The organism is Undibacterium sp. Ji50W (assembly GCF_049340445.1).
GTDB lineage: Bacteria > Pseudomonadota > Gammaproteobacteria > Burkholderiales > Burkholderiaceae_D > Undibacterium.
On record NZ_JBMPOX010000013.1, the window covers coordinates 58,890 to 82,641 of the forward strand.

The 23,752-nt window shown below is 51.2% G+C and carries 21 protein-coding genes and 1 tRNA gene; 11 read left to right on the top strand and 11 right to left on the bottom strand.

The features are described from left to right. Window positions 1-18 precede the first annotated feature (18 nt). The 3 genes from ACO0K9_RS17870 to ACO0K9_RS17880 all read right to left on the bottom strand — a co-directional run bounded on the left by ACO0K9_RS17870 (window position 19) and on the right by ACO0K9_RS17880 (window position 3,395). Complete coding sequence (locus ACO0K9_RS17870) at window positions 19-885, bottom strand: branched-chain amino acid ABC transporter permease (protein ID WP_422987366.1); 867 nt, start codon at window positions 883-885, stop codon at window positions 19-21. Window positions 886-1,021: 136 nt separating this feature from the next. Then, window positions 1,022-2,299 (bottom strand): ABC transporter substrate-binding protein, encoded by a 1,278-nt coding sequence (locus ACO0K9_RS17875; RefSeq protein WP_422987368.1) that lies wholly within the window; start codon window positions 2,297-2,299, stop codon window positions 1,022-1,024. Between the two features lie 124 nt (window positions 2,300-2,423). Next, the gene (locus ACO0K9_RS17880) at window positions 2,424-3,395 is read right to left on the bottom strand and encodes a TRAP transporter substrate-binding protein (RefSeq protein WP_422987512.1); all 972 of its coding nucleotides are present in this window, start codon (window positions 3,393-3,395) and stop codon (window positions 2,424-2,426) included. 494 nt (window positions 3,396-3,889) lie between these two features. On the opposite strand from ACO0K9_RS17880, the gene ACO0K9_RS17885 reads away from it, so the two are divergent. Continuing rightward, window positions 3,890-7,531, top strand: coding sequence for a hydantoinase B/oxoprolinase family protein (locus tag ACO0K9_RS17885; protein ID WP_422987370.1), 3,642 nt, complete (start codon window positions 3,890-3,892; stop codon window positions 7,529-7,531). 445 nt (window positions 7,532-7,976) lie between these two features. After that, window positions 7,977-9,047: a porin gene (locus ACO0K9_RS17890; protein ID WP_422987372.1), complete on the top strand. Its 1,071-nt coding sequence runs from the start codon at window positions 7,977-7,979 to the stop codon at window positions 9,045-9,047. Window positions 9,048-9,158: 111 nt separating this feature from the next. On the opposite strand, the gene pyrF is transcribed toward ACO0K9_RS17890, so the two are convergent. Further along, window positions 9,159-9,977, bottom strand: coding sequence for an orotidine-5'-phosphate decarboxylase (pyrF, locus tag ACO0K9_RS17895; protein ID WP_422987374.1), 819 nt, complete (start codon window positions 9,975-9,977; stop codon window positions 9,159-9,161). 49 nt (window positions 9,978-10,026) lie between these two features. After that, a complete protein-coding gene (locus ACO0K9_RS17900; protein WP_422987376.1) occupies window positions 10,027-10,185 on the bottom strand; it encodes a hypothetical protein in 159 nt (52 codons plus the stop codon). Between ACO0K9_RS17900 and ACO0K9_RS17905 the strand changes: the two genes are divergently transcribed. The 4 genes from ACO0K9_RS17905 (at window position 10,184) to ACO0K9_RS17920 (ending at window position 12,142) form a co-directional block, all read left to right on the top strand. Continuing rightward, window positions 10,184-10,639: a MarR family winged helix-turn-helix transcriptional regulator gene (locus ACO0K9_RS17905; protein WP_422987378.1), complete on the top strand. Its 456-nt coding sequence runs from the start codon at window positions 10,184-10,186 to the stop codon at window positions 10,637-10,639. The genes ACO0K9_RS17900 and ACO0K9_RS17905 overlap by 2 nt on opposite strands. Before the next feature lie 206 nt (window positions 10,640-10,845). After that, window positions 10,846-11,265: an organic hydroperoxide resistance protein gene (locus tag ACO0K9_RS17910; protein WP_422987380.1), complete on the top strand. Its 420-nt coding sequence runs from the start codon at window positions 10,846-10,848 to the stop codon at window positions 11,263-11,265. Between the two features lie 296 nt (window positions 11,266-11,561). Then, complete coding sequence (locus ACO0K9_RS17915; protein ID WP_422987382.1) at window positions 11,562-11,954, top strand: hypothetical protein; 393 nt, start codon at window positions 11,562-11,564, stop codon at window positions 11,952-11,954. Next, on the top strand, window positions 11,951-12,142 hold the full coding sequence (locus tag ACO0K9_RS17920) for a helix-turn-helix transcriptional regulator (RefSeq protein ID WP_422987384.1): 192 nt from the start codon (window positions 11,951-11,953) through the stop codon (window positions 12,140-12,142). Before ACO0K9_RS17915 ends, ACO0K9_RS17920 begins: the two co-directional genes overlap by 4 nt. Before the next feature lie 228 nt (window positions 12,143-12,370). On the opposite strand, the gene ACO0K9_RS17925 is transcribed toward ACO0K9_RS17920, so the two are convergent. The 3 genes from ACO0K9_RS17925 to ACO0K9_RS17935 all read right to left on the bottom strand — a co-directional run bounded on the left by ACO0K9_RS17925 (window position 12,371) and on the right by ACO0K9_RS17935 (window position 14,073). Next, complete coding sequence (locus ACO0K9_RS17925) at window positions 12,371-12,892, bottom strand: YcnI family protein (RefSeq protein ID WP_422987386.1); 522 nt, start codon at window positions 12,890-12,892, stop codon at window positions 12,371-12,373. A 149-nt stretch (window positions 12,893-13,041) separates the two neighbouring features. Next, the gene (locus ACO0K9_RS17930; RefSeq protein WP_422987388.1) at window positions 13,042-13,494 is read right to left on the bottom strand and encodes a copper chaperone PCu(A)C; all 453 of its coding nucleotides are present in this window, start codon (window positions 13,492-13,494) and stop codon (window positions 13,042-13,044) included. A 153-nt stretch (window positions 13,495-13,647) separates the two neighbouring features. Beyond that, the gene (locus ACO0K9_RS17935) at window positions 13,648-14,073 is read right to left on the bottom strand and encodes a DUF2946 domain-containing protein (protein WP_422987390.1); all 426 of its coding nucleotides are present in this window, start codon (window positions 14,071-14,073) and stop codon (window positions 13,648-13,650) included. Between the two features lie 212 nt (window positions 14,074-14,285). On the opposite strand from ACO0K9_RS17935, the gene ACO0K9_RS17940 reads away from it, so the two are divergent. The 5 genes from ACO0K9_RS17940 (at window position 14,286) to ACO0K9_RS17960 (ending at window position 18,628) form a co-directional block, all read left to right on the top strand. After that, window positions 14,286-15,035 carry a hypothetical protein gene (locus ACO0K9_RS17940; RefSeq protein ID WP_422987392.1) on the top strand — a complete coding sequence of 250 codons (750 nt, stop codon included), beginning with the start codon at window positions 14,286-14,288 and terminating at the stop codon, window positions 15,033-15,035. Between the two features lie 36 nt (window positions 15,036-15,071). Next, complete coding sequence (locus ACO0K9_RS17945; protein WP_422987393.1) at window positions 15,072-16,382, top strand: acyltransferase family protein; 1,311 nt, start codon at window positions 15,072-15,074, stop codon at window positions 16,380-16,382. After that, the gene (locus ACO0K9_RS17950) at window positions 16,375-16,872 is read left to right on the top strand and encodes an RNA polymerase sigma factor (protein WP_422987395.1); all 498 of its coding nucleotides are present in this window, start codon (window positions 16,375-16,377) and stop codon (window positions 16,870-16,872) included. The genes ACO0K9_RS17945 and ACO0K9_RS17950 overlap by 8 nt, the downstream gene beginning before the upstream one ends. A gap of 1 nt (window position 16,873) precedes the next feature. After that, window positions 16,874-17,584, top strand: a complete 711-nt coding sequence (locus tag ACO0K9_RS17955; protein ID WP_422987397.1) for a hypothetical protein — start codon at window positions 16,874-16,876, stop codon at window positions 17,582-17,584. 90 nt (window positions 17,585-17,674) lie between these two features. After that, window positions 17,675-18,628 carry an ornithine cyclodeaminase family protein gene (locus ACO0K9_RS17960; protein WP_422987399.1) on the top strand — a complete coding sequence of 318 codons (954 nt, stop codon included), beginning with the start codon at window positions 17,675-17,677 and terminating at the stop codon, window positions 18,626-18,628. An 82-nt stretch (window positions 18,629-18,710) separates the two neighbouring features. Here the strand turns inward: ACO0K9_RS17960 and ACO0K9_RS17965 are convergent, their stop codons facing one another. The 3 genes from ACO0K9_RS17965 to rpoD all read right to left on the bottom strand — a co-directional run bounded on the left by ACO0K9_RS17965 (window position 18,711) and on the right by rpoD (window position 23,064). After that, the gene (locus ACO0K9_RS17965; protein WP_422987401.1) at window positions 18,711-20,210 is read right to left on the bottom strand and encodes a DEAD/DEAH box helicase; all 1,500 of its coding nucleotides are present in this window, start codon (window positions 20,208-20,210) and stop codon (window positions 18,711-18,713) included. Window positions 20,211-20,216: 6 nt separating this feature from the next. Continuing rightward, window positions 20,217-20,294, bottom strand: a tRNA-Ile gene (locus tag ACO0K9_RS17970). Between the two features lie 181 nt (window positions 20,295-20,475). Continuing rightward, window positions 20,476-23,064 carry an RNA polymerase sigma factor RpoD gene (gene rpoD / locus ACO0K9_RS17975; RefSeq protein WP_422987513.1) on the bottom strand — a complete coding sequence of 863 codons (2,589 nt, stop codon included), beginning with the start codon at window positions 23,062-23,064 and terminating at the stop codon, window positions 20,476-20,478. Window positions 23,065-23,752: the final 688 nt, after the last annotated feature.

Genomic DNA, 23,752 nt, shown 5'->3' on the forward strand with positions numbered 1-23,752 from the left:
TCCACCTTATTTTTCACCTTATTGCTTACCCATCAGTCCTTGCGGACGGAACATCAACACCGCCAGGAACAATCCAAGCACCAGTGCCAGCTTGTATTGCGGTCCGATCAGGAAACCACCCATGACTTCGATGACGCCGACAATAATTCCGGCAAACAAGGCCCCGATCACACTGCCAAAACCACCCAGGTTCACCACTACAAAAGCAATCAGGATAAAGTTCGCCCCCACTTCAGGAAAGATGGGAAAGAAAGTCGACAACAAAGCGCCAGCCACACCAGCACAAGCCGCACCGATGCCCCAGGCCATGGCAAACATTTTCTGCGAATCGATGCCCATCAGTTGGGCCGCCTCTTTATCTGCAGCAGTCGCTTCCAGTGCTGCCCCGGCACGGGTTTTGGTCAGGAACAGGTAAATCCCCATAGTCACCAGAATGGCACCGGCACCTGCCGTCACCTGCGGCATGCCCACCTGTATGCCGAATAGCTGCACAGCCCCGGATACAACCGAATGATCAACCGTCCTGAAATCGGGTTTCCAGAAAAATTGCGCCAGACCGCGGAACAACATCATCAGGCCGAAGGTGGTAAAAATCTGCGACAACATGGGCGCATTGGTGATCTTTCTGATGATGAGTTTGTACAGAATCACCCCAAGCGCAAACAAAAACAATGCCGTTAATGGCAGGGTAAACATGGGGTCCAATGCAAACAGCGAGTACATCCAGAAACTGGAATACATGCCAAACATCAAAAATTCACCATGAGAAAAATTGACGATATCCATGACGCCAAAGATCAAGGTCAAGCCAATCGCCACCAGCGCATAGATCAATCCGATCAAGATCCCTGACGCCAGGGTTTGAATAATAATTTCAAGGGACATATTTCTCCTCGCACTTCCTATATGTAAAACCGACGTCAGGTATCGCCAGGTAGTATTTACTGAATGCTTTTTTTACCCGGCTGGCTAGCCGGGCAAGCGTGCTTCTTTTTACTGAGCTTCTTTTTTACTGTGCTTGCTACTTGCGTTGATCCCATTTAGGCATAGGCCAAACCACATCTTTGGTGGCCAGGTCAAAAGGCCATACCGTGTTGTATTTGCCATCGATGATCTGTACCAGGATGCCGGAACCCAAGACGTTTTGACCATGCTCATCAAACTTAATGCCCTTCCACGGCATGATCAGTTTATTGGCTGGAATATTGGTTTCAGTCAGGGCTTTGCGTATGGCTTCTGGTTCAGTAGAGCCGGCGCGGTTGATCGCATCCACCAATGTCATCAAACCCGTGAAGGTGCGGGAAGAATTACCGGTAAAGTCAATTTTGTATTTACTGTTGAACAAATCATTGACCTGTTTGATCAGCGGATTGTTCTTCGCCAGATCAGGCGACCAGACTTCACGGGTGATGACGAAATCAGCATCCTTGCCCAGGGTGCGGCGGAATTCTGTATCGGTAAATCCGGCATTGTTAGCCAGGATCATGTCGGGAGAAAAACCGAGTTCCTTATAGGTTTTCATCGCCATGATGGCGTCACCCAGATAAGAAGATTGCATGACGACTTGCGGATTCGATGATTTCAGTTGCTGCACTTCAGAAGTCAGTTGTGTACTTTTCGCCGGATAGACAATGGTCTTCACCAGGTTATAGCCTTTTTCTGCTGCCAGTTTGGTTTCTAGCTTGGTGGTTTCATTGCCCCACAAGGTGTTTTCATTGAAGGTTGCCAGTTGCTTGACCTTGATGCCTTTTTTGGCTTCCAACTCTTTGAAGAACTCAAAGAAATTATGGACGAACAAATCATCATGCGCCGTAGTGCGGAAAAACCATTTGAAACCACGCTGTGTCAACGTGGATGAAGAAGATTCCGGGTTGACATAAGGGATCTTGTATTTTTCAGCCACCTGGCTGGACGTCGCCGTCACATTACTGAAGTAGGCACCGACAATGGCAACCACTTTTTCCTGGGTAATCAGTCTTTCGGTTTCGCTTGCGCCGATTTGCGGATTGCCCTGGTGATCAGCAAACACCAGCTTGATCTTGGCACCTTTCAAGTTAGGCAAGCCACCACCAGCGGAAAATGGCAGATTGGGTGCACTTTTAGCACCGTTGTTAACGATATCGGCAGCCAGTTCCAGCGCGTTTTTCATTTCACTGCCGGATGATGCCGCAGCGCCGGACAAAGGATAGATCACGCCTATCTTGATTTCTTGCTGCGCATAGGCAGAGTAGCAAAAACTCAATCCCAGGGCGGCCAGAAGACCTGCGCGGGCAATTCTCTTGATGGTATTTGTAAACATTATTAAACGCTCCAATTTAATTAAATGTAAGCTCTCTGCTACCTTGATGAGAGCCGCTTCCTATGCTGCAACGCCTGTCCTTGCCTGCATTTTTCCGTATTTGCCGGACCTGTCAGCCAAAGATTTACTTCATCGACCTTTCGGTCGTGTATTTCAATAATATGGATACTTCTTCACTGCTTGCTGTTTTCAACCATTCCCTGACAAACTGCTCGCCCAGCCTGTCAAGGTTATTTCTTAACAGTGCGTCGACCTGGTCCACCTTGACCTTGTTGTTACGCAACTGGTTTTCAAAACCGGCATCGCTGTCCCTGCTCATATCCCAGCCACGTTTTTCGGCATGCTGGGCGGCATCCATGATTTTCTTTTGCGTATCCGGGTCAAATCGGGCAAACACTTTTTGACTGATGAAGACCATATTTTTGGGTATCCATGCATTTGCCCGGTAGTAATACTGCATCTTGCTCCATGCCCTGGTTTCCACCCCGGTCCAGCTTGAGGTGATCATCAGGTCCAGCTTGTCAGCGGCAATCGCCTTTTCCAGATCGATCACCTGTACCGGCACTGCTGTTGCCAGGGCCAACTCGGCTATCCTTTCACTGGCCGGGTTATAACTGCGCATGCGCATACCCTTGAAATCTGCCAGTGAACTCAAAGGTTTTTTTGAGTATAGGTTCTGGGGCGGCCACGGCACTGAATAAAGCAACTTCAAACCGCGCTTGTTAAGCGCCTTTTCCACTTCCGGTTTTGACGCCATCCACAAGTGATAAGCATCTTCATAATCCCTGACAGTAAATGGCAGGGAATCCACACCAAATACCGGTATATCTTTTGCCAGGCTGGACATGATGATTTCACCTGCCTCGGCTTTTTCACTGATAACGCCGGCAAAAATTTCTGCCGGTTTCAACAAGCTACCTGCGGCAAAGACACTCATCTTCACCCGTCCACCCGTGCCTGCCATGACATCCCTGGCAAATTGTTGCAGATTCAAGGTTTGAAAATTGTCTGCGGCATAGGCAGTGGCGAAACGTACTTCCATTTCATCTGCCTGGCAGGGCAAGGCCGTCATTGCCATCAGCACGACGCTTGACATTGCCACTGACACTGCCATCGCCGCTGCCACGCTTGCCCCTGCAAAGCCTTTTACAAACGATCGAAAGCGCTTACATGACGAGGAGAAGATCAGCTTATTTTGCTTCAAGTCAGACATCATTTACCCTTTCGATGTTTTATATCGTAAACGTTTTATCGATAAAACGTCAATAAAATATATTACATTTAATCTCAATAAACACTACAATATCATTAAAGGAAAAATCTACAAGATGTTTATAAAGTTTTTTTCCTTCTGTAAATCTGTTTTAAAAAACTGCACCACGCTGTAGCGGAGATGCACAAGAACAGTGATGTTTTTTGTTTTTTAGTACTGGAAATCCAATCCATCTGCTGTCTTCCGGCAATAGTTGAATGCGGGAACTGTCTGATTTTTGACACAAGGACGATAGCCCCGGATATGGATGGCGGATCAAACCGAGATTAGACTTTGCCGGTGGACGGCAACATCTCTTTATGAAAGGTGGTTGCAATATGAACGGACAGAAACAAGCGCACGAAGATCTCCCCGAAGATCAACGCTGGCAATTCTGGATAGATCGCGGTGGTACGTTTACCGATATCGTGGCACGCCGCCCGGATGGAAAATTACTGACACATAAATTGTTGTCAGAAAACCCGGAACAATATAAAGACGCCGCCGTCGCCGGCATACAAGGTTTGCTGGGCTTGCGCTCGGACCAGAATATTTCACCCACGCTGGTATCTGCCGTCAAGATGGGAACCACGGTTGCCACCAACGCACTGCTGGAACGCAAGGGCGATCCAACGGCGCTAATGATTACCAAAGGTTTTCGTGATGCCTTGCGTATCGCCTACCAGAACCGGCCACGCCTGTTTGACCGCCATATCGTATTGCCAGAGTTGTTGTATGAAAGAGTGGTGGAAGTCGATGAACGCATCGATGCCCAGGGCAAGGTGCTGCAGGCACTGGATGAAGCCGCGGTCAAAACAGCGCTGGCTACCTTATACAAGGATGGTTATCGCGCACTGGCAATTGTGCTCATGCATGGCTATCGTCATACCCAGCATGAAGATCGCATAGGCAAGCTGGCGGCTGAAGCAGGTTTCACCCAGATTTCCATTTCCAACAAAGTCAGCCCGATGATGAAGCTGATTTCGCGTGGTGATACCACGGTGGTGGATGCCTACCTGTCGCCCATATTGCGACGCTATGTGGATCAGGTCGCCAGCAAGATGGACGGTGTGCGTTTGTTCTTCATGCAAAGCAACGGTGGCCTGACGGACGCACATCGCTTCCAGGGCAAGGATTCCATCCTGTCCGGCCCGGCTGGTGGTATCGTCGGCATGGTACGCACGGCGCAGACTGCGGGCTTCGATAAAATCATCGGCTTTGACATGGGTGGCACGTCGACGGATGTATCCCACTACGCCGGTGAATTTGAACGCGAATTTGAAACCCAGGTTGCCGGTGTAAGGATGCGGGCACCGATGATGAGCATACATACGGTCGCCGCTGGTGGCGGCTCCATCCTGCATTTCGACGGCACCCGTTACCGTGTCGGCCCTGACAGTGCCGGTGCCAACCCTGGCCCCACCAGCTATCGGCGCGGCGGCCAACTGGCTGTGACCGATTGCAATGTCATGCTGGGAAAAATCCAGCCAGCTTATTTCCCCAAAGTGTTTGGCCCGAAGGCTGACATGTCATTGGACCGCGACGCCGTTGTGGAAAAATTCACGGTTATGGCAGCAGCAATAGAAAAAGCCACCGGCATACGTAAATCACCGGAAGAAGTGGCCGAAGGCTTCATCGAAATTGCTGTCGGCAATATGGCCAATGCCATCAAATTCATCTCGGTACAGCGCGGCCATGATGTGACTGACTATACCCTGACCACTTTCGGTGGCGCCGGTGGCCAGCATGCCTGCCTGGTAGCGGATGCACTGGGGATGACGAAGGTATTTGCCCACCCATTCTCGGGTGTGTTGTCGGCATATGGGATGGGCCTGGCGGACCAGACCGCCATGCGTGAGCAAGCCATGGAATTGCCACTGGCACCAACTTCCCTCCCCGCGCTGGAAAAACAACTGGCGCGCCTGTCTGCATCAGCAAAAAATGATTTGCTTGAGCAAGGTGTGTTAATAGAAAACCTGAGTGTCAAACAGCGTGCACATTTGCGCTACGAGGGGACGGATTCGGTTATCGTGGTAGGCATGCAGGATATCGCCGGCATGATTTACCAGTTTGAATCTGCATATAAAAAGCGCTATTCCTTCCTGATGCCGAACAAGCCGCTGGTGATCGAAGCAATTTCGGTAGAAGCCATAGGCAATTCGGGTGAAGGCAATGAAAGCGTCGACTATCTGCCACCCCGGGAAAATATTCAGGCGTTGAAGCCGGTGGAAATCGTCCAGCTTTTTTCTGGTGGAAAATGGCACGATACTGGCCTATATGCACGTGAAGACATGCGCCCGGGTGATCATATCAAGGGGCCGGCCATCATTGCCGAAAAAAATGCTACCAACATCATAGAACCAGGCTGGGGTGCTGAAGTCACGGCATTGAATCACCTGGTGTTTACCCGTCTGGAGGCACGTCCGAAACGCCAGGCCATAGGCACCAGGGCAGACCCTGTCATGCTGGAAGTGTTCAACAACCTGTTCATGAGTATCGCCGAACAGATGGGCTTGCGCCTGCAAAATACAGCCTTCTCGGTCAACATCAAAGAGCGCCTGGATTTTTCTTGTGCACTGTTTGATGCCGAAGGCAACCTGATTGCAAATGCGCCGCATATTCCTGTGCATCTGGGTTCCATGGGCGACAGTATCAAGACCATCATCCGTGCCAACGCTGGCAGCATGCGGCCCGGTGATGTCTACATGCTCAACGACCCGTATAACGGCGGCACGCACTTGCCCGACGTCACAGTCATCACACCCGCCTTCAATGTCGAAGGAAGCGAGGTGCTGTTCTATGTCGGTTCACGCGGTCATCATGCCGACATCGGCGGTATCACACCGGGCTCAATGCCGGCAGACAGCACGGTAGTGGAAGAAGAAGGTGTGCTGATCAATAATTTCAAACTGGTCAGTGCCGGCAAGTTCCTGGAAAAAGAAACCATCACCCTGCTCTCTTCCGGCAAATACCCTTGCCGCAATATCCATCAAAACCTGGCCGACTTACAGGCCCAGATTGCTGCCAACCAGAAAGGCGTCGATGAGCTGCTGAAAATGGTACAGCACTATGGCCTGGACGTGGTGCAGGCGTATATGGGCCATGTGCAAGACAATGCCGAAGAAGCCGTCAGGCGCGTCATCACGGCACTGCAAGACAGCAGTTATGAATACAAGCTCGATAACGGTGCCATCATCAAGGTTGCTATCCGGGTTGACCATGCTTCACGTTCTGCCGAAGTAGATTTCACCGGCACCTCACCACAACTGAATAATAATTTCAATGCGCCCAGCGCGATTTGCATGGCTGCCGTGTTGTACGTATTCCGGACATTGATCGATGACGATATCCCACTCAACGCCGGTTGCCTGAAACCCTTGAAGGTCATCATTCCTGAAGGTTCCATGCTGAATCCGCGCTACCCTGCAGCGGTAGTATCGGGCAATGTGGAAACCTCAAGTTGCATTACCAATGCCTTGTATGGTGCGCTGGGGGTAGTCGCATCGTCACCCGGCACCATGAACAATTTCACCTTCGGCAACGATGATTATCAATACTATGAAACCATCTCTGGCGGATCAGGTGCGGGCGAAGGTTTCAATGGTACGGACGTGGTACAGACGCATATGACGAATTCACGCCTGACCGATCCAGAAATTCTTGAATGGCGTTACCCGGTCCGACTGGAAAGCTACGAGATCAAACCGGGATCAGGTGGTGCAGGTCGCTGGCATGGTGGCAATGGCGGCGTCAGAAAGATACGCTTCCTGGAAAACATGACGGCTTCCATTCTGTCGAATAATCGCGTGTATGCGCCGTTTGGCACAGCAGGTGGTGCCGATGGCGCTTGCGGTAAAAATTATGTCATCAGACATGACGGTACGACCGAGGCGCTGGGTTTTGTCGCCAGTACCACTATGCAGCCAGGCGATCTTTTCGTGATTGAAACACCGGGCGGTGGCGGTTACGGTAAGGCATGATGCGCGCTGTCGGTCACGCTGCCAGCAACATGGAGCACCATTGACAGCGACTGAGCGTGCCCGCAGAAATGGCCGGTGATGAAGTGATCACCGGCCATTTTTATTTTCACCATGCACAACAAAATAATTCCCGCCCATCGTCGGCATCCATTTATTTCCCCAAATTCAATTTCAACTTTTTAACAACGTTTCATCAATTATTTATAAACGATTTATAAATAATATATATGTAAACATCTTACTTTTCATCGATAATAAATTACCGACCGCATTGACAGGCAATCCGACCGGTAATTAGCCTTACATCAGCCTTATCGTTTTTATCGTTCCTTATCGTTTTTATTGCCCGCATAGCCAGCAGGTCACAGCATGTGGTACTGCATCCCGGCAATAGGCGATTGTTTTGACTGTGAATTATTTCCTTACCTATTTTTGAGAGAACTAAATGAAAAAGACGTTTCTTGCACTGGCCATACTTGGCGCTTTTGCCGGCACTGCTTCGGCCCAATCTTCCGTCACCATTTACGGTATCGTGGATACCGGCATTGCGATAGAAAACGGCGGCAGCGCCGGTTCTGTCAGTAAACTGACCAGCGGTATTGGTTCCGGTTCGCGTCTGGGTTTCAAGGGCACTGAAGACCTCGGTGGTGGCCTGTCTGCCTTCTTCCTGCTGGAAAGTGGTATCAACGTCGATGCAGGTTCATCGGGCCAGGGTGGCTTGATGTTTGGACGTCAGGCCTATCTCGGCATCAAGGGGGATTTTGGTACATTGACTGCAGGTCGTCAGTACACACCTGAATACCTGACACTGGCTTTTGCAGATCCCTTCGGTACCGGCTTTGCTGGTGATGCCGCCAATATCATGCCTAACTCTGGCGCTGGTTCCAGCCGCATGGACAACACCTTGAAATACGTCACGCCTTCCTTTGATGGCCTGACTGCTGAACTCGCCTATGGCTTTGGCGAGACAGCCGGTGATACTTCTGCCGGTCGCCAGCTTGGTGCAGCCATTGCCTATACATCCGGCCCATTTGCAGTACGCCTGGGTTACCACAACCGTAACAATGACACTGCCACGCTGAAGAATACAGATGACGGCAAAACCACCCTGCTGGCAGCAACCTATGATTTTGGTGTAGCAAAAGCGCATCTGGCGTATGGCGTCAACAAGGGCCTGAACAGTTCACCCTTGCGCAATACTGCCAACCCCTTCGGTAGCCTGGTGGCACCGACGGCATCCACAGACTCCACTGATTTTTTGCTGGGTGTGACTGTACCATTCGGTAACAACAAGATACTGGCTTCGTATATCCGCAAAGACGACAAGACAGTGAAAAATCAGGATGCCAGCCAGTTGGCTGTGGCTTATCTGTATTCCCTGTCCAAGCGTACCGACCTGTATGCGGCTTACGCCAGGATAGATAACAAGAATGGTGCTGGCTACACCGTAGGTAGTGCCATTGAAGCCGGCTCAGGTGACAAAGCCCTGCATGTGGGTATACGTCACAGTTTCTAAAAGAACGCCAGGCCGTGATGCACGCTCTGCAAAAATTCCACGAGGATGTACGTGGAAGGATTGCATGCGTGCTGATCTGCCTTGGATGGGCTTTTGTATTTTCCGTGCAGCTTAACGGTAAGTATTGATCGTGTCGCGGGTTTCCAGGGCAACCCGGCGAATCGCCGCGACATTGCTTTCACCCGCCAGAGCTGTCGGATACAAAATGGCGCGTGAAGAATTGATCATCATGCCGGTACCGTTGGCAGTCTTGCCGGCCTGCACCGTCGCCGCAATATCACCGCCCTGCGCACCAATGCCTGGCACCAGCAAAGGCATATCCCTTGTAAGGGCACGCACCTGCGCCAGTTCATTCGGGAAAGTCGCACCTACCACCAGGGCACACTGGCCATTGGCATTCCATTTATCAGCCACCAGTTGCGCCACATGCTGGTACAAAGGCTTGCCACCGACATCCAGGAATTGCAGATCAGAGCCACCGGCATTCGATGTACGACACAGTATGATGACGCCACGGTCTTTCCATTCCAGATACGGGGCGACAGAATCAAAACCCATGTAGGGGTTGACGGTCACGGCATCGGCTGCATAACGTTCAAATGCCTCGCGTGCATATTGACCGGCAGTGGCACCGATATCACCACGCTTGGCATCCAGAATGACGGGAATATGTGGATACGTGGTTTTGATATAACGACAAATTGCTTCCAACTGATCTTCTGCCCGCAGCGCTGCAAAATAGGCGATCTGCGGCTTGAATGAACAGGCCAGGTCGGCCGTTGCATCAATCACGGTTTTACAAAATGTAAATATGGCATCCGGTTTGCCTGCCAATTCTGCTGGAAAGCGGCTGACATCCGGGTCCAGGCCCACACACAGCAGGGAATTGTTTGCCGTCCAGGCGGCAGAAAGTTTCTCGATAAAGCGCACATTGTCCTCTTACGGTAAGCGGCGGCCAGGCCACACGCAATGGCTGACATTATACCTTGCCACCCATGGTCGACTTCAAACCGAGCGAGCGCTCCTGACAAAGATCACGCAGCAAGTTTGCAACAGGTTCAAAAAACTGTTTATCATGACCAGCGACGAAGATATTTTGCAGCCCGTTCTGTAGCTGCCCTACCACCAAGAGTGCCATGATGAAAAAACCTGCTACCCCCCCCATCAATATGCTGGCACTGGAAAACCAATTCTGCTTCGCCCTGTATTCTTCATCCCTGGCCCTGACCAAGGCCTATAAGCCGCTGCTGGATGAATTGGGACTTACCTATCCGCAATATCTGGTCATGCTGGTCTTGTGGGAGCAGGACAAGGTACTGGTCAAGGATATCGGCAATGCCCTGTTCCTGGATTCAGGCACCCTGACCCCCTTGCTGAAGCGCCTGGAAACAAATGGCCTGTTGCAACGCCATCGGGATGAGGCCGATGAGCGTCAGGTCAGAATCACCCTGACGGCTGCCGGCAGGGAACTGAAGAAAGCCGCCATGGACATACCGCATAAAATACTCTGCGCCAGCGGCCAAAGCAAAGAAACCCTGATCGACCTACGCACCAGCTTGACCGCCTTGCGCGCGGAATTACTCAAACCCTGAAGCACTTGCAGACACGACATACATTCAACATGCACCTTTATATTGATTTTGTAACAAGTCCTTGAATAAACGCGCATGACACCTATGATGTTCATAGAAAAAAATGATGAGAAATTAGATTGCGCGCAATTTAATTGCGCGATATAGTTCACCCATGGCATCAACAACTGCCACTCAATCAACCAAGCCCAACAAGGAGCAAGACGATGCAAGTACTCTACACAGCAAATGCAACAGCAACTGGTGGTCGTGATGGCCGTGCCGTTTCCAGCGACAATCAACTGGAAGTCAAGCTGACGACCCCAAAAGAACTGGGTGGCGCAGGCGGTGCAGGCACCAATCCTGAACAAATGTTTGCTGCCGGCTATTCAGCCTGCTTCATTGGCGCCATGAAATTTGTCGCAGCAGCCCAGAAGACCGCGCTGCCAGCAGAGACTTCCGTGAATGGCCTGGTGGGCATAGGCCCGAACGGCAAAGGCGGTTTTGGCCTGGCCGTGACACTGAATGTCAAGCTGCCTGGCCTGGACCGTGCAGCAGCTGAAGCATTGGTCCACAAGGCACATGAAGTCTGCCCTTATTCCAACGCCACCCGCGGCAATATCGAAGTGACTTTGAACATCCTGTAAATGCCAGGGCTGTCAGCCCACATGAAATCAGGAATCGGAAATCAGGCTTGCAGAATCATTCTTCTGCAAGCCTTTTTAATTTCTACCGTTCCTTCATTCTTCTCTATTCAAACAAAATTCCACTATCTATGTAAAGTGTACTTGACATACTTGTTCTTTGATATATGATGACAAGTATGCTTTACATCACTTGAATAAAAATGCTGAAGCTAAAGCGTGCAGGCAAAGTCCTGGCGCTAATTTTTTGACTTGGGGTGTAAAGCAAACTTTACTTACTTTTAAAGAAGGAGACGATGATGCGTGAGAAACAAGCCAGGGCTCTTTATTTCCGTGAGCTTTTTGCGGCACTGGCAATGTATTGCCTGTTCGTATTCGGCAGCAATTTATTTGCCGGGCCGATGCCTGCAGGATCACTGCGCAGCCTGCTGATTGCCAGTCCCATCTTACCCGCCTTGCTGACGGTCTGGACCATAGTCAGGCAATTTCAGCGCATGGATGAATATCTGCGCATCTGGTCACTGGAAAATCTGGGTATGGCAGCAGCAGTGACCGCTGCTTCCGGACTTAGCTATGGCTTCATGGAAAGCGCAGGCTTCCCCAAGCTCAGCATGTTTGTGACCTGGTCTCTGGTGATGGGCAGTTGGGGCTTGATCACTTGTCTGCGCAGGTGGAAAGAGAGGTCGCAATGAAGAACATCGTCAGGGAATTACGTACCCAGCGTGAATGGAGCCAGGCCCATTTGGCAGACCTGCTGGAAGTATCTCGCCAGACGGTGAATGCGATAGAAACAGGACGTTATGACCCCAGCCTGCCATTGGCTTTCAGCATAGCCAAACTGTTTCAACTGCCTATCGAAAAAATATTCCAGGCCCAGTAAAACAACTCTTTAAAACAACTATTACAAACAAGCCGGATGCATTCTGAAAAAAAGATCATAGCCAGTATGTAGTCACCCTTGCCGGATTTAATGGCCAGCCCGCCAATGAAGGCCCATTGCAGGCCCATTGATGGAAAAAACCAAGGCATTTGTGTGATTCTTGTTAATAAAAAAATCCCCCGTGCTTTCATCAAAGCGCGGGGGGTTTTATTTATACACACAATTGCATCAATGCTGATGTGTTGCTTCTGTTTTTTCCAATATCTCCAACACCGGTGCTGGTGTCTTCAAGCCCTTGGCAGCCTGGTCACCTGTCGGGATTTCCACCCAATCCAGCCTGCCCTTCTCACATAATTGCACCACCTTGAAAGCCAGCTTGCCGGCAGTCTCAGGCAATTTCACCTGCACAGAAAATTCATCATAGTAAGCATCAGGCAAAGGGCCACCAGTCCAGCTGATTTCGCGTACATCACGGCTGATGGTCTTGCCATGCGAGGTATAAGGTGTGCTGAGATTTTCAATCACCGTGTCAATTTTCCAGCCTGCTTTGGGCATGGGCTTGGCACCGCTCACAGTTTCCGGCAAGATGACTTTCAGCGTGTGCGTGGCACTGCCATCACAACCATGCCCGACCTTGAATGTCAGTTTCTGATAGCTGCCGGCAACTGCTTTTGTCTGGTCCAGAGTAATGTGTGCAGAAGCAGCCTGGGCACACAAGGCGGCAAGTAAAATGAAAATCTGTTTTTTCATACTGTTCTCCTGAAATCTGTAGGTGTTGCCTGCTCAGGCAACGAATGCAACTCGTGTGGTAACCCATGTACTGGCGATATAGCCTGATGCGAATAAAATGCATAGGCATGCCAGACAGCCAGGGTGGATTTGTGCATGCTAATCGCCAATCAATGATGAACTGCCTGGTTCAAAGGCTTGGCTATTGCCTTGACCTCTACGGTTTCACGTTTCTTGTCTTTGTTTTCAAGCACTAGCGTCAAAGGCACGATGTCGCCATCCTTGATCTGGGATTTCAAATCCATCAGCATGACATGATATGCACCTGGTTTCAGATCCACAATTTTACCGGCAGGCAAATCCATGCTGTCTACCGGGCGCATTTTCATGATGTTGTTATTCATCTCCATTTTATGCAGTTCGGCAATACCGGCGACTGGTGAACGTACTTCCACCAATTTTACATCTTTGACAGAACTGATCTGCATGAATGCCCCGCTGGCTTTTTGCTGGGGCACCGTTGCCCGCACCCAGGCTTCTTTCACCGTTACCTGCGCCTGCGCCGCGGTGGAAAAACCAGAAAACAAAACAGCTGACATGAGCAGTTTGTTGAAGTTTTTCATGTATGTATTCCTTTTCAATTATTCCAAAATTCCTGCAATATCCAGCCCTGCATACTTGCTCAAAAAAAGCATGCCCCATGGCTGTGAAATTGCATTATTATTACTTTAACAAACACAAGCTATGCACATGCCATCGGCATGCGCCTAGGAAAATCAGCGATGAAAAGTGGATTGCGGCGGGGCGCGGGCTTGCACATGCGTCCAGGCGGCAAGCGTGACAGGTGCATGATAAAACAGGGGCGGGAAAAATTCGCTGAGTTGACTGTCAGTAGGCTCAGGAAAAGAAGCTGGCAGGAACACGGAATGATCATTGAACGGCACACACAACGCGCAGTGACTAACAGCATGTCCGTTTGGCTGGCCAGTTTTTCCTTCAGCAAGCTGGACGATTTTACCGGTAGCCGTATCCAGCAGCTTCTTACCACTGGCACTGCACAGTTCCACCAGGCCAGATACCTGTCCGGCAACGACAGGTTTTGACTCCATAGCCGTTGCCAGGGATGGCAACAGCCCACTGAACAGCAATGCAAAACATGCAAGCCAGATGGTGTAGTGCCGGAATCGGTGAGAAATACGCATAGCAGGATTATAACCAAGCTGGCAGATTAGGGTGGCTTGGCCTGAAAGATCAAACAAATATTTTCAAGCAGTTGTGAATTTTTCTGTCGACTAGCGAATAAAAGTATATGGGTTCAGCGATTGCAGCTATTGCAGTTATTACGTCAGCCGCTGAACATTTATTTTCTTATTTGATACGCATTTGATCACGATCAAATGCGGCGGGAGATGTCATGTCTGCTATATGCCGTATTTTATTTTTCACCCTTCTTTGCCTGCATGCCGTCCATACCTACGGACAAGCTGCCAATACTGTCCCAGCAAACCTGAACTATATCCTGCAACAGCACTATGCAGCGATCGGCGATTTTTCCAGAATACAGTCCAGACGTGTCAAATTGCGCATCGTCGGTATGGCACCGTTTGAAATACCAACCACGGTAGAATCGAAACGCCCCAATCTGTTACGCCGGGATGTCTTTCTGCAAGGGCAGGTGCAAAGCAGTAGCTATGATGGCAAGGATGCCTGGAAAATAGACCCTTTCCTTTCCAGCGGCAAACAAGCCGTAGACATCAGCGCGGATGAGCTGCCTGCCCTGATCGAAGAAGCTTATTTTGACGGTATCCTGGTAGCGGCGCAAAAATTCGGTTTCCCGCTGCACTATCAGGGGCAAGAAAAACTCGATGGCCGGCCTGTCCATGTCATTAAAGTCAGCGTGCCGGGGACGGGGGAATCAAGCATTTATCTGGATGCCGATAATTTTCTCGAAGTAAAACGCCTGCAAAGACGACGGATAATGGGGCAGCTGACCGACCTGGAAATTTTCAGCATGGACTACCGCAAACAAGATGGCCTGCAACTACCGTTTCGCATAGAAATCGGCAGCAGGGGTGCCAGCCAGCGCATGCGCATGATCATCGACCAGCTAGAGAGCAATCCTGTGATTGCCACTTCCCGTTTTCAACGTCCGGCGGGTAATTGATTTGCCACAGAGCTTACTTCAACTTTGGAAACTGTCATGCACACTGCCACCGATCCGCACACACTGAATGCCCCATTAGCTGGCAGGCGCGAAGACCGCTTGCACGGGCTGGATGCCCTGCGTGCATTTGCCCTATTGCTGGGTGTGCTCTTGCATGCCAGCATGTCTTTCCTGCCCGGCGCACGATTTTTCTGGGTAGTCAATGATCATGAAAAAAGCATACTGCTGGGGCCAGTGTTTTTCATGATTCATGTTTTCAGGATGCCTTTGTTTTTCATGCTTGCCGGTTTCTTTGCGCATATGGGCTTACAGAAAAAAGGTGTGTCCGGTTTCATCAGGGACAGGGCACGGCGCATCGCCCTGCCCTTGCTTATCGGTTGGCCATTGATCTTCGGCATCATCGTTGCGGCAGTGGTACTGGCGACCCGGATAAGACTGGGTGGTAACTTGCCCAAGCAATCGCCACCGATACCCAGTTTCACGCCGGGCGACTTCCCGCTGGCCCATCTGTGGTTTCTGTATATGCTCTTGCTTTTGTACATACCGTCTGTGGCACTGTGGGCACTGTGGACCAGCGCGCAGGCCAGCGGCCTGGCCAATCGCTTGAGTATGCAACTGAATAAGCAGTTGAGCAAGCAACTGAGTAAGCAGTTAAGCAAGCAACTGGACCAGGTCGGCAAGCTGATCACGGCCAGCCTGACTGGCTGGGCTGCCCCCTTCTTGCTGGCGGTGCCGGTTGCCCTGGCTTTGTTTTATATCCCCTACTGGACCAACTGGTTTGGCGTGCCCACACCAGATCAGTCACTGTACCCAAGTCTGGCTGCCTGGGTCAGTTTTGGCATGGCGTTCGGCTTCGGCTGGTTACTACAGTCTTGCCAGGATGTTTTTGACAGATGGAAAAAACGCTGGCCATGGCATCTGCTGATGGCATTCGCCCTGAGCAGTTATTGTCTGCTGCTTGTGGGTATGGTGCCGCGACTGATGCCAGCTCCCCACGACGCAGACAAGTTGCTATACGCCTTCCTGTATGCCGCTGCCGCATGGCATTTCTGCTTTGGCTTGACAGGTCTGGGCTTGCGCTATATGAACCAGGCCAGTCCGACGCTGCGCTATGTTGCTGACGCATCCTACTGGATTTACCTGATCCATCTGCCGCTGATCATGGCGGCCCAGGCAGGCGTATCACGCAGCGATTGGCACTGGCTGCTCAAGCTGATGGTGGTCCTGTGCAGCACCTTATTGCTGACCCTGCTCAGCTATCACTGGCTGGTAAGATACACCTGGCTGGGTGCAGTGTTGAATGGCAAACGCGCCCAGCGACAAACCCGGGCCCGACAACATGGATGAAGCACTCTTCCTGCAGCAACTGGCGGCGCACAAGCGCCTGTTGTACAAGATTGCCTATAGCTATTGCCGCCATGCAGAAGACCGGCGCGATCTGGTGCAGGACATGGTGATGCAGTTGTGGCGTTCATTTCGCAGTTTTGATCAGCGCGTCCTGTTTTCTACCTGGATGTACCGCATCGCCATGAATGTCGCCATCTCGCACTACCGCAGTGAAACCCGGCAATTGCGCGATACCTTGCCGCTGGAAGAATTTGGACTGGACATTGCCGAAGCAGATCAGCTCTTTAGCACGCAAAGCGACAATATGCGCACCCTGGATAAGCTCATCAGCGAACTCGATGAACTCAATCGCGCCCTTATCCTGCTCTTCATGGATGGTTACAACAATGATGAAATTGCCGCCATCATGGGGCTGACTGCCAGCAATGTCGCTACCCGCATGAGCCGTATCAAACAAAAATTGCAAACCCGTTTTGCAGAAGGAAATTAAGATGAATCTCGACCTTTTAAAGACCGAATGGCAAGCCAGGGATCAGGGCCTGGAACAGGCTGTCAGGCTGAATACGCAGATGCTAAGATTATCCGTACTGGAACAGCACAGACGCGAAATCAGCAAATGGGGCTGGGCGGACAAATACGAAATCATTGCCGGCACCCCGGTGTTCATTTACCTGATCTGGTTCCTGTCGCATTACATCATGGATATCAAATTTGCCCTGCCTGCGCTGGCCATACTGGCATGGACCATCGCCTTGCCCCTGCTCAACCACAGACAGCGGCATGCCTTGCAAGACCTGGATTTTTCTCAACCCGTCACTACCGTGCAAAGACAACTGGCAGAACTGAAAGCCCGGCGGCTAAACTTGTTCAAATGGGCATTCTTGCTGGGACAAATTATCTGGTTCATCCCCTTTTTGCTGGTGCTGTTCAAGGGCGTGTTTGGTGTGGACTTGTATCAAAAAACCCAGAACTTCATCTTCCCCAGCCTGATGGTCAGTGTGCTATTCATCCCGGTGGCGATAGGCATTTCCAAACTGCTGTCAGGGCGGCTGAATCGCTCGGCGAGCTTCCAGGCGATGACTGATTCATTGGCGGGTGAAGACTATAAGCAGACGCAGCGTTTTTTAAAGAAACTGAATCAGTTTGAAGAAGTGCCTGTGGAAAGCAAGGATGTGGAAGCCGACACAGCATCCAGCAAGTAAGTCACTTGCTGCTGGCTCACCTGATAGACCTGATAGACCCGATAGACCCGATAGACCTGATAGACCTGATAGACCTGATAGACTACGACAATGATCCCTCATTTCAATCAAGCACAAGTTCGTGCCGCTTTGCAATATGCCAGGCTGATTCCTGCCTTGCGCGGGGCCTTCACCGAAGACATGATCGCCCCCAGGCGACATGCGCATACCCTGTCGGAAGCAGACAGTTCCAGCCTCTTGCTGATGCCGGTCTGGCAAAGCCATGGACACCTGGGGGTCAAGCTGGTGACGGTTGCCCCGCACAATACCGACCTGCCCTCGGTGCATGCGATTTTTGTTTTGTTTGATACGCAAACCGGTGTACCACTGACCCTGATGGACGGTGAAGAACTGACTTTGCGGCGCACCGCTGCGGCGTCGGCACTGGCATCGTCATTTGTCTCAAGAACTGATAGCCAGCGCCTGCTGCTGGTCGGCAATGGCAACCTGGCACCCCATATTGCGGTTGCCCATTGCCACACGCGGCCCATCAGGCATATCAGCATCTGGGGGCGATCAGGCGACAAATCTGCACTGGCCGCGAGGACGCTGCGTGAACATGCCGAACTGCCTGCATCTGTGGATATTGAAGTGGTCACCGATCTGGTTGCCGCCTGCGCCCAGGCAGACATCATCAGTTGTGTAACCACCAGCAAGACCCCTATCGTGCTGGGAGAACATGTGCGAGCAGGTACCCATCTGGATCTGGTTGGTGGATTCCGGCCCGATATGCGCGAAGTGGACGATGCCCTGATGCGCAAGGCCACTGTCTACGTGGACACTTATGCGGGTGCACTGGTAGAGGCGGGGGACCTGACGCAAACCCTGGCGAATGGCAGCCTGGTCAGATCAGCCATCGTTGCTGAACTGGCCGAGCTATGCGCAGGCCAGCATCCGGGACGGACGCAAGCAGCAGACATCAGTGTGTTTAAATCGGTGGGAACGGCAATAGAAGATTTATGTGCTGCCAACCTGGCCTGGGAAAGTCTGGCTGCCAACGCCTGATGCGTCATGCAGCCATTTTCCTGTCAAGCCAGCCGGCATGGTTGCAGGCTCGCGCTGAGTCTTAACCCTTAAGCCTTAACCCTTAACCCTTGGAAAAGCCACCCAGCAAAGCTGCTTTTCTTTGTGGCTTGGCACTTGTGCCAGCCTTGCTATCGCTTGCAGATGTCAATGGTGTGACGGCAGATGCGCTAGGTTCGTAAGGCTTCAGGAACCAGGGATCAATTTTTTCTCTTGGAGGCTGAAAACTGCGCGTTGGCCGCTCGCTTCTGTCGGCACGATCAGGCCGTTCCGTGCGTTCAGTCCGCTCATTGGTACGATCGGCCGTTCTTTCGCTACCGCGGTCAGTACGTTCACGCGGCGCACGGTGTTCTGCCTTATGCACGGAGGTAGCAACAAAACCTGCCAGGTTCAGGCGCACGATCTTTTGCTTGATCATTTTTTCGATATCGATCAGCAGACGCTCATCCTGATCAGTGTGCAGGGAAATCGCATCCCCTTTGGCACCGGCACGACCAGTACGGCCTATGCGATGTACATAATCTTCGGCGTTATACGGCAAATCGAAATTAATAACGCACGGCAGCTCAGCGATATCCAGCCCACGCGCAGCCACGTCAGTCGCCACCAGCACTTCGACTTCACCCTGCTTGAAGGCTTCCAGTGCAGCCATGCGTTCTTGCTGTGACTTGTCACCATGAATCGCCGATGCCTTGACGCCTTGCTTGACCAGATGCACGGCCAGGCGCGACGCCCCTATCTTGGTATTGGAAAAGACGATCACCTGTTTCAAACCGCGCTCGCGGATGATGAAGGAAACAGCATCGCGTTTTTCTTCGGTGGACACCTTGTACAGAATCTGCGTGACATTGTCAGCCGTGGCATTGCTGCGCGCCACTTCTATGGTCAGCGGATTGGTCAAAAAGCTGGCTGCGAGTTTCTTGATTTCTTGCGAGAAGGTGGCAGAGAACATCAGGTTCTGGCGCTGTTTAGGCAGCAGATTGATGATGCGTTGCAGGTCAGGCAAAAAGCCCATGTCCAGCATGCGATCAGCCTCATCCATGACCAGAATCTGGGTCTGCGACAGGTTGATGGTTTTTTGCTGTACGTGATCCAGCAAACGCCCTGGGGTAGCGATCACGATTTCAACGCCGGAACGCAGGGCCGCAACTTGCGGCGCCATGTCCATGCCGCCAAACACCACGGTAGAACGCAGCGGCGTGTGACGTGAATAGGCTTTCACATTGTCAGCCACCTGATCAGCCAGCTCACGGGTAGGTGTCAGTATCAGCGCACGCACGGGGTGACGTGCCGGTGAAGCACTGGTACTCGCATGGGCCAGCAGCAACTGGATAATGGGTAAGGAAAAGCCAGCGGTCTTGCCAGTGCCGGTTTGTGCCGCACCCATGACATCACGCCCTTGCAGAACAACCGGAATTGCCTGTTCTTGTATGGGTGTGGGATGGACATAACCCTGATCAGTCAGGGCACGCAAGATTTCCGGCGACAGGCCGAAATCAGCAAACTTCACGTCTGGTGTAGTTTGCTCGGGGACAGGTATAGCTGGGGACTTGATATCAGTCATGGTATTTGGTGGGCCTCCCGTGAGTCGAACACGGTACCAACGGATTATGAGTCCGCTGCTCTAACCAACATGAGCTAGAGGCCCAATTCTTTCTGCAAGCTCTGCCTGCTTTAATCTGAGGATAATCCAGGATTGGAAAAATACTTCAGGTTTGCAGGAAAAGCCCGATGCTGCCACCTGCAAAAATACTGTGCCGACAAACTACGCAACTCTGCACAATATCAATTGAATGGGCACCGAAAAAACCGACGCCCATTGTACAACATTAATTACCTTCTAGGAAGCTCTTCAGTTTATCAGAACGCGAAGGATGGCGTAATTTACGCAAAGCCTTGGCTTCTATCTGGCGAATACGCTCCCTGGTCACGTCAAATTGCTTACCTACTTCTTCCAGGGTATGGTCGGTAGACATCTCCACACCAAAGCGCATGCGCAGTACTTTTGCTTCACGCGGCGTCAGCGAATCCAGTACATCCTTGACGACATTACGCATGGATGCATGCAGGGCTGCATCGGCCGGTGCCAGTGTGTGATTATCTTCAATGAAATCACCCAGGTGCGAATCATCATCGTCACCGATAGGTGTTTCCATGGAAATCGGTTCTTTCGCAATCTTCATGATCTTGCGAATCTTATCTTCCGGCATTTCCATCTTGATCGCCAGGGTAGCCGGATCAGGCTCTACACCAGTTTCCTGCAAAATCTGACGCGAGATACGATTCATTTTATTGATCGTCTCTATCATGTGCACAGGGATACGGATAGTACGTGCCTGATCAGCGATGGAACGGGTAATCGCCTGACGTATCCACCAGGTGGCATAGGTCGAAAACTTGTAACCACGGCGATATTCAAACTTGTCCACAGCCTTCATCAAGCCGATATTGCCTTCCTGGATCAGGTCCAGGAATTGCAAGCCGCGGTTCGTGTATTTCTTGGCGATGGAAATTACCAGGCGCAAGTTGGCCTCGGTCATTTCACGCTTGGCCTTGCGGGCCTTCATTTCACCGGCAGACATCTTTTTATTGATGTTGCGCAGATCAGGCAAAGGCAATACAACACGGGCCTGCAAGTCGATCAGTTTTTGCTGCAATTGCTGGACCGAAGGAATATTACGACCCAACACGGCACTATACGAATGACCTGAATTCACTTCGCCTTCAACCCAGCTCAGATTGGTTTCATTGCCAGGGAAGACCTTGATGAAATGCGAACGCGGCATGCCGCAACGGTTGACGACCACTTCCAGTATCTGTTTTTCCACGTGGCGTACTTCATCTACCTGACCACGCAAGGTATCGCACAGCTTTTCAACCACTTTGGCAGTAAAGCGTATGCCCAGCAATTCGCCGGAAATCGCTTCCTGTGCCTTGATGTAAGACTTGGAGTTATAGCCTTCTTTTTCGAAGGACCTGCGCATCTTTTCAAAATTCGTCGCAATGATTTCGAATTTTGCCAAGGAATCACGTTTCAATTGTTCCAGCTGTTCGGCAGAGATGGCAGCAGCACCAGCGGCACCGCCATCATCATCTTCCTCGTCTTCTTCTTCGTCTTCTTCTTCGTCTTCTTCTGACTCTTCTTCGACGACTACCGCAGCGGCAACAGCCGCAGACTCTTCACTCGCATTCGGATCAACCAGGCCATCGACGATTTCGTCAATCTTGATTTCATCGGCAGCAATACGGTCAGCCGCCGCCAGGATTTCAGCAATCGTGGTGGGACAGGCAGAAATCGCCTGTATCATGTCTTTCAGACCTTCTTCGATTTTCTTCGCGATGACGATCTCGCCTTCACGCGTCAGCAACTCGACCGAACCCATTTCACGCATATACATGCGCACAGGATCAGTGGTGCGACCAAAATCGGAATCCACGGTAGACAACGCCGCTTCAGCAGCAGCTTCCACTTCATCATCATCAGTCGTGACGGTGACGACGTTATCCGACAACAGCAGGGTTTCTGCATCGGGGGCCTGTTCGTACACAGCCACACCCATGTCATTGAAGGTACCGATGATGCCTTCGATCGCTTCCGGATCAACCACGTTTTCCGGCAAGTGATCGTTGATTTCAGCAAACGTCAGGTAGCCACGGTCCTTACCCAGTTTGATCAGGGTTTTCAGTTTCTGACGACGACGCTCGAGTTCTTCTTCTGTGGCTTCCGGATCAGATGAGAACGCATCTTTCAACAAGGCTTTTTCCTTGGCTTTGCGATCTTTTGCCTTGGCCTTGTCTATCGCTTTCATCTCGGCGCGTTCTACCGCGTTCAATGCAGCAATTTCTTCATTCTCAGGCTGATATTCCTTAGGCTTGCGACCACGACGACCAGGCACCTTCACTCCCGGCAATACATAGCCTGAAGTGTCAATGGCGGCAAGCACCGCAGCATCGGTAGTCTGGCTTACGGTAGGCGCAGAACCGGTCTTGATTTCCTGCACCTCTGGTGCAGCTTTTGCTGAATTCTTGGTTGGCTTAGTCACTGTCTTTGAATCGGTTTTGTTAATTGTCACAGAAGCTTTCGATGATACGGATACTGGTTCTGGCTGAGGCCTGGCTAGTGCTGCACTCTTGGCTTTTCCACTTGCCTGAGAACTGGCCGCCTCTGCAGGCAAATTCTCTTTTTTTGCCGGGGGTTTCGCATTCTTGCCGCTCACGTCCTTACCAGCCGTTTTTGTCGCAGACCTGGACGTTTCAACATCCACGTCTTTGGCTTTTGTTGCCGCCTTCAATACTGCTTTACTTGCTACCTGTTTCGTTGCCAGCGGTTTCGCTGCAACAGCATTCTTTATTACTTTAGGCGCTTTAACGTCTTTCGCAACCCCTTTTTTCTCAGGCGCTTTTCCTGCAGTCTTCACCGGTTTGCTACCGGACTTTGATGCTGATGGTGTGGCAGCAGCGGTTTTACCCGGCTTGCCGACAACCACCTTCACAGATGCCTTCGCAGCAGCATTACTGCCTGCACTTGCCGCTTTCGCGGTGCTGGCAACGGTCTTGACCGTTTTTGTTACGGCCGTGGCCTGCGCTTTTTTCGGCGCGGTCGTCACGGTTTTTTTAACCGTAGTGGATGTCAGGGTTTTCGCGGGTTTCTTCATTGCGTTAGCCATTGAATCAAACCATCCGGAACTGAGGAAGTCGCCTGTGTGGATTTCACAAAAAAGAAAATGCGCTGCCATCAGATCTTGCGACCTGCATTGCAGAGCAAACTCTTGTTTGTTTCAGACTTCCCGAGTCTCAGCGCCAGTGTTTTGGGTTACTCGGAGGAGCATTACACTCACCTAAACAACACATTCCACGCAAATGCCAAGAGCTTTGCCCAGAATGAAACAACCTAAGACCTTGAATCGAAAGCCTTTAATTATAACACGCGAGCGTACTTTACTCCAGCCCAAGACTATGCCCTATAGCTGTTTCCTGAACAAAATTTAGGCAATATCAAGGCAATTACAGGCATTTCCATACAATCTTGCCCACCAAAAATTGCCAAATGATTTAGCAAAATGGGCAATCAACGCGACAATTCTTCAAGTATGTACAGCAATTGAT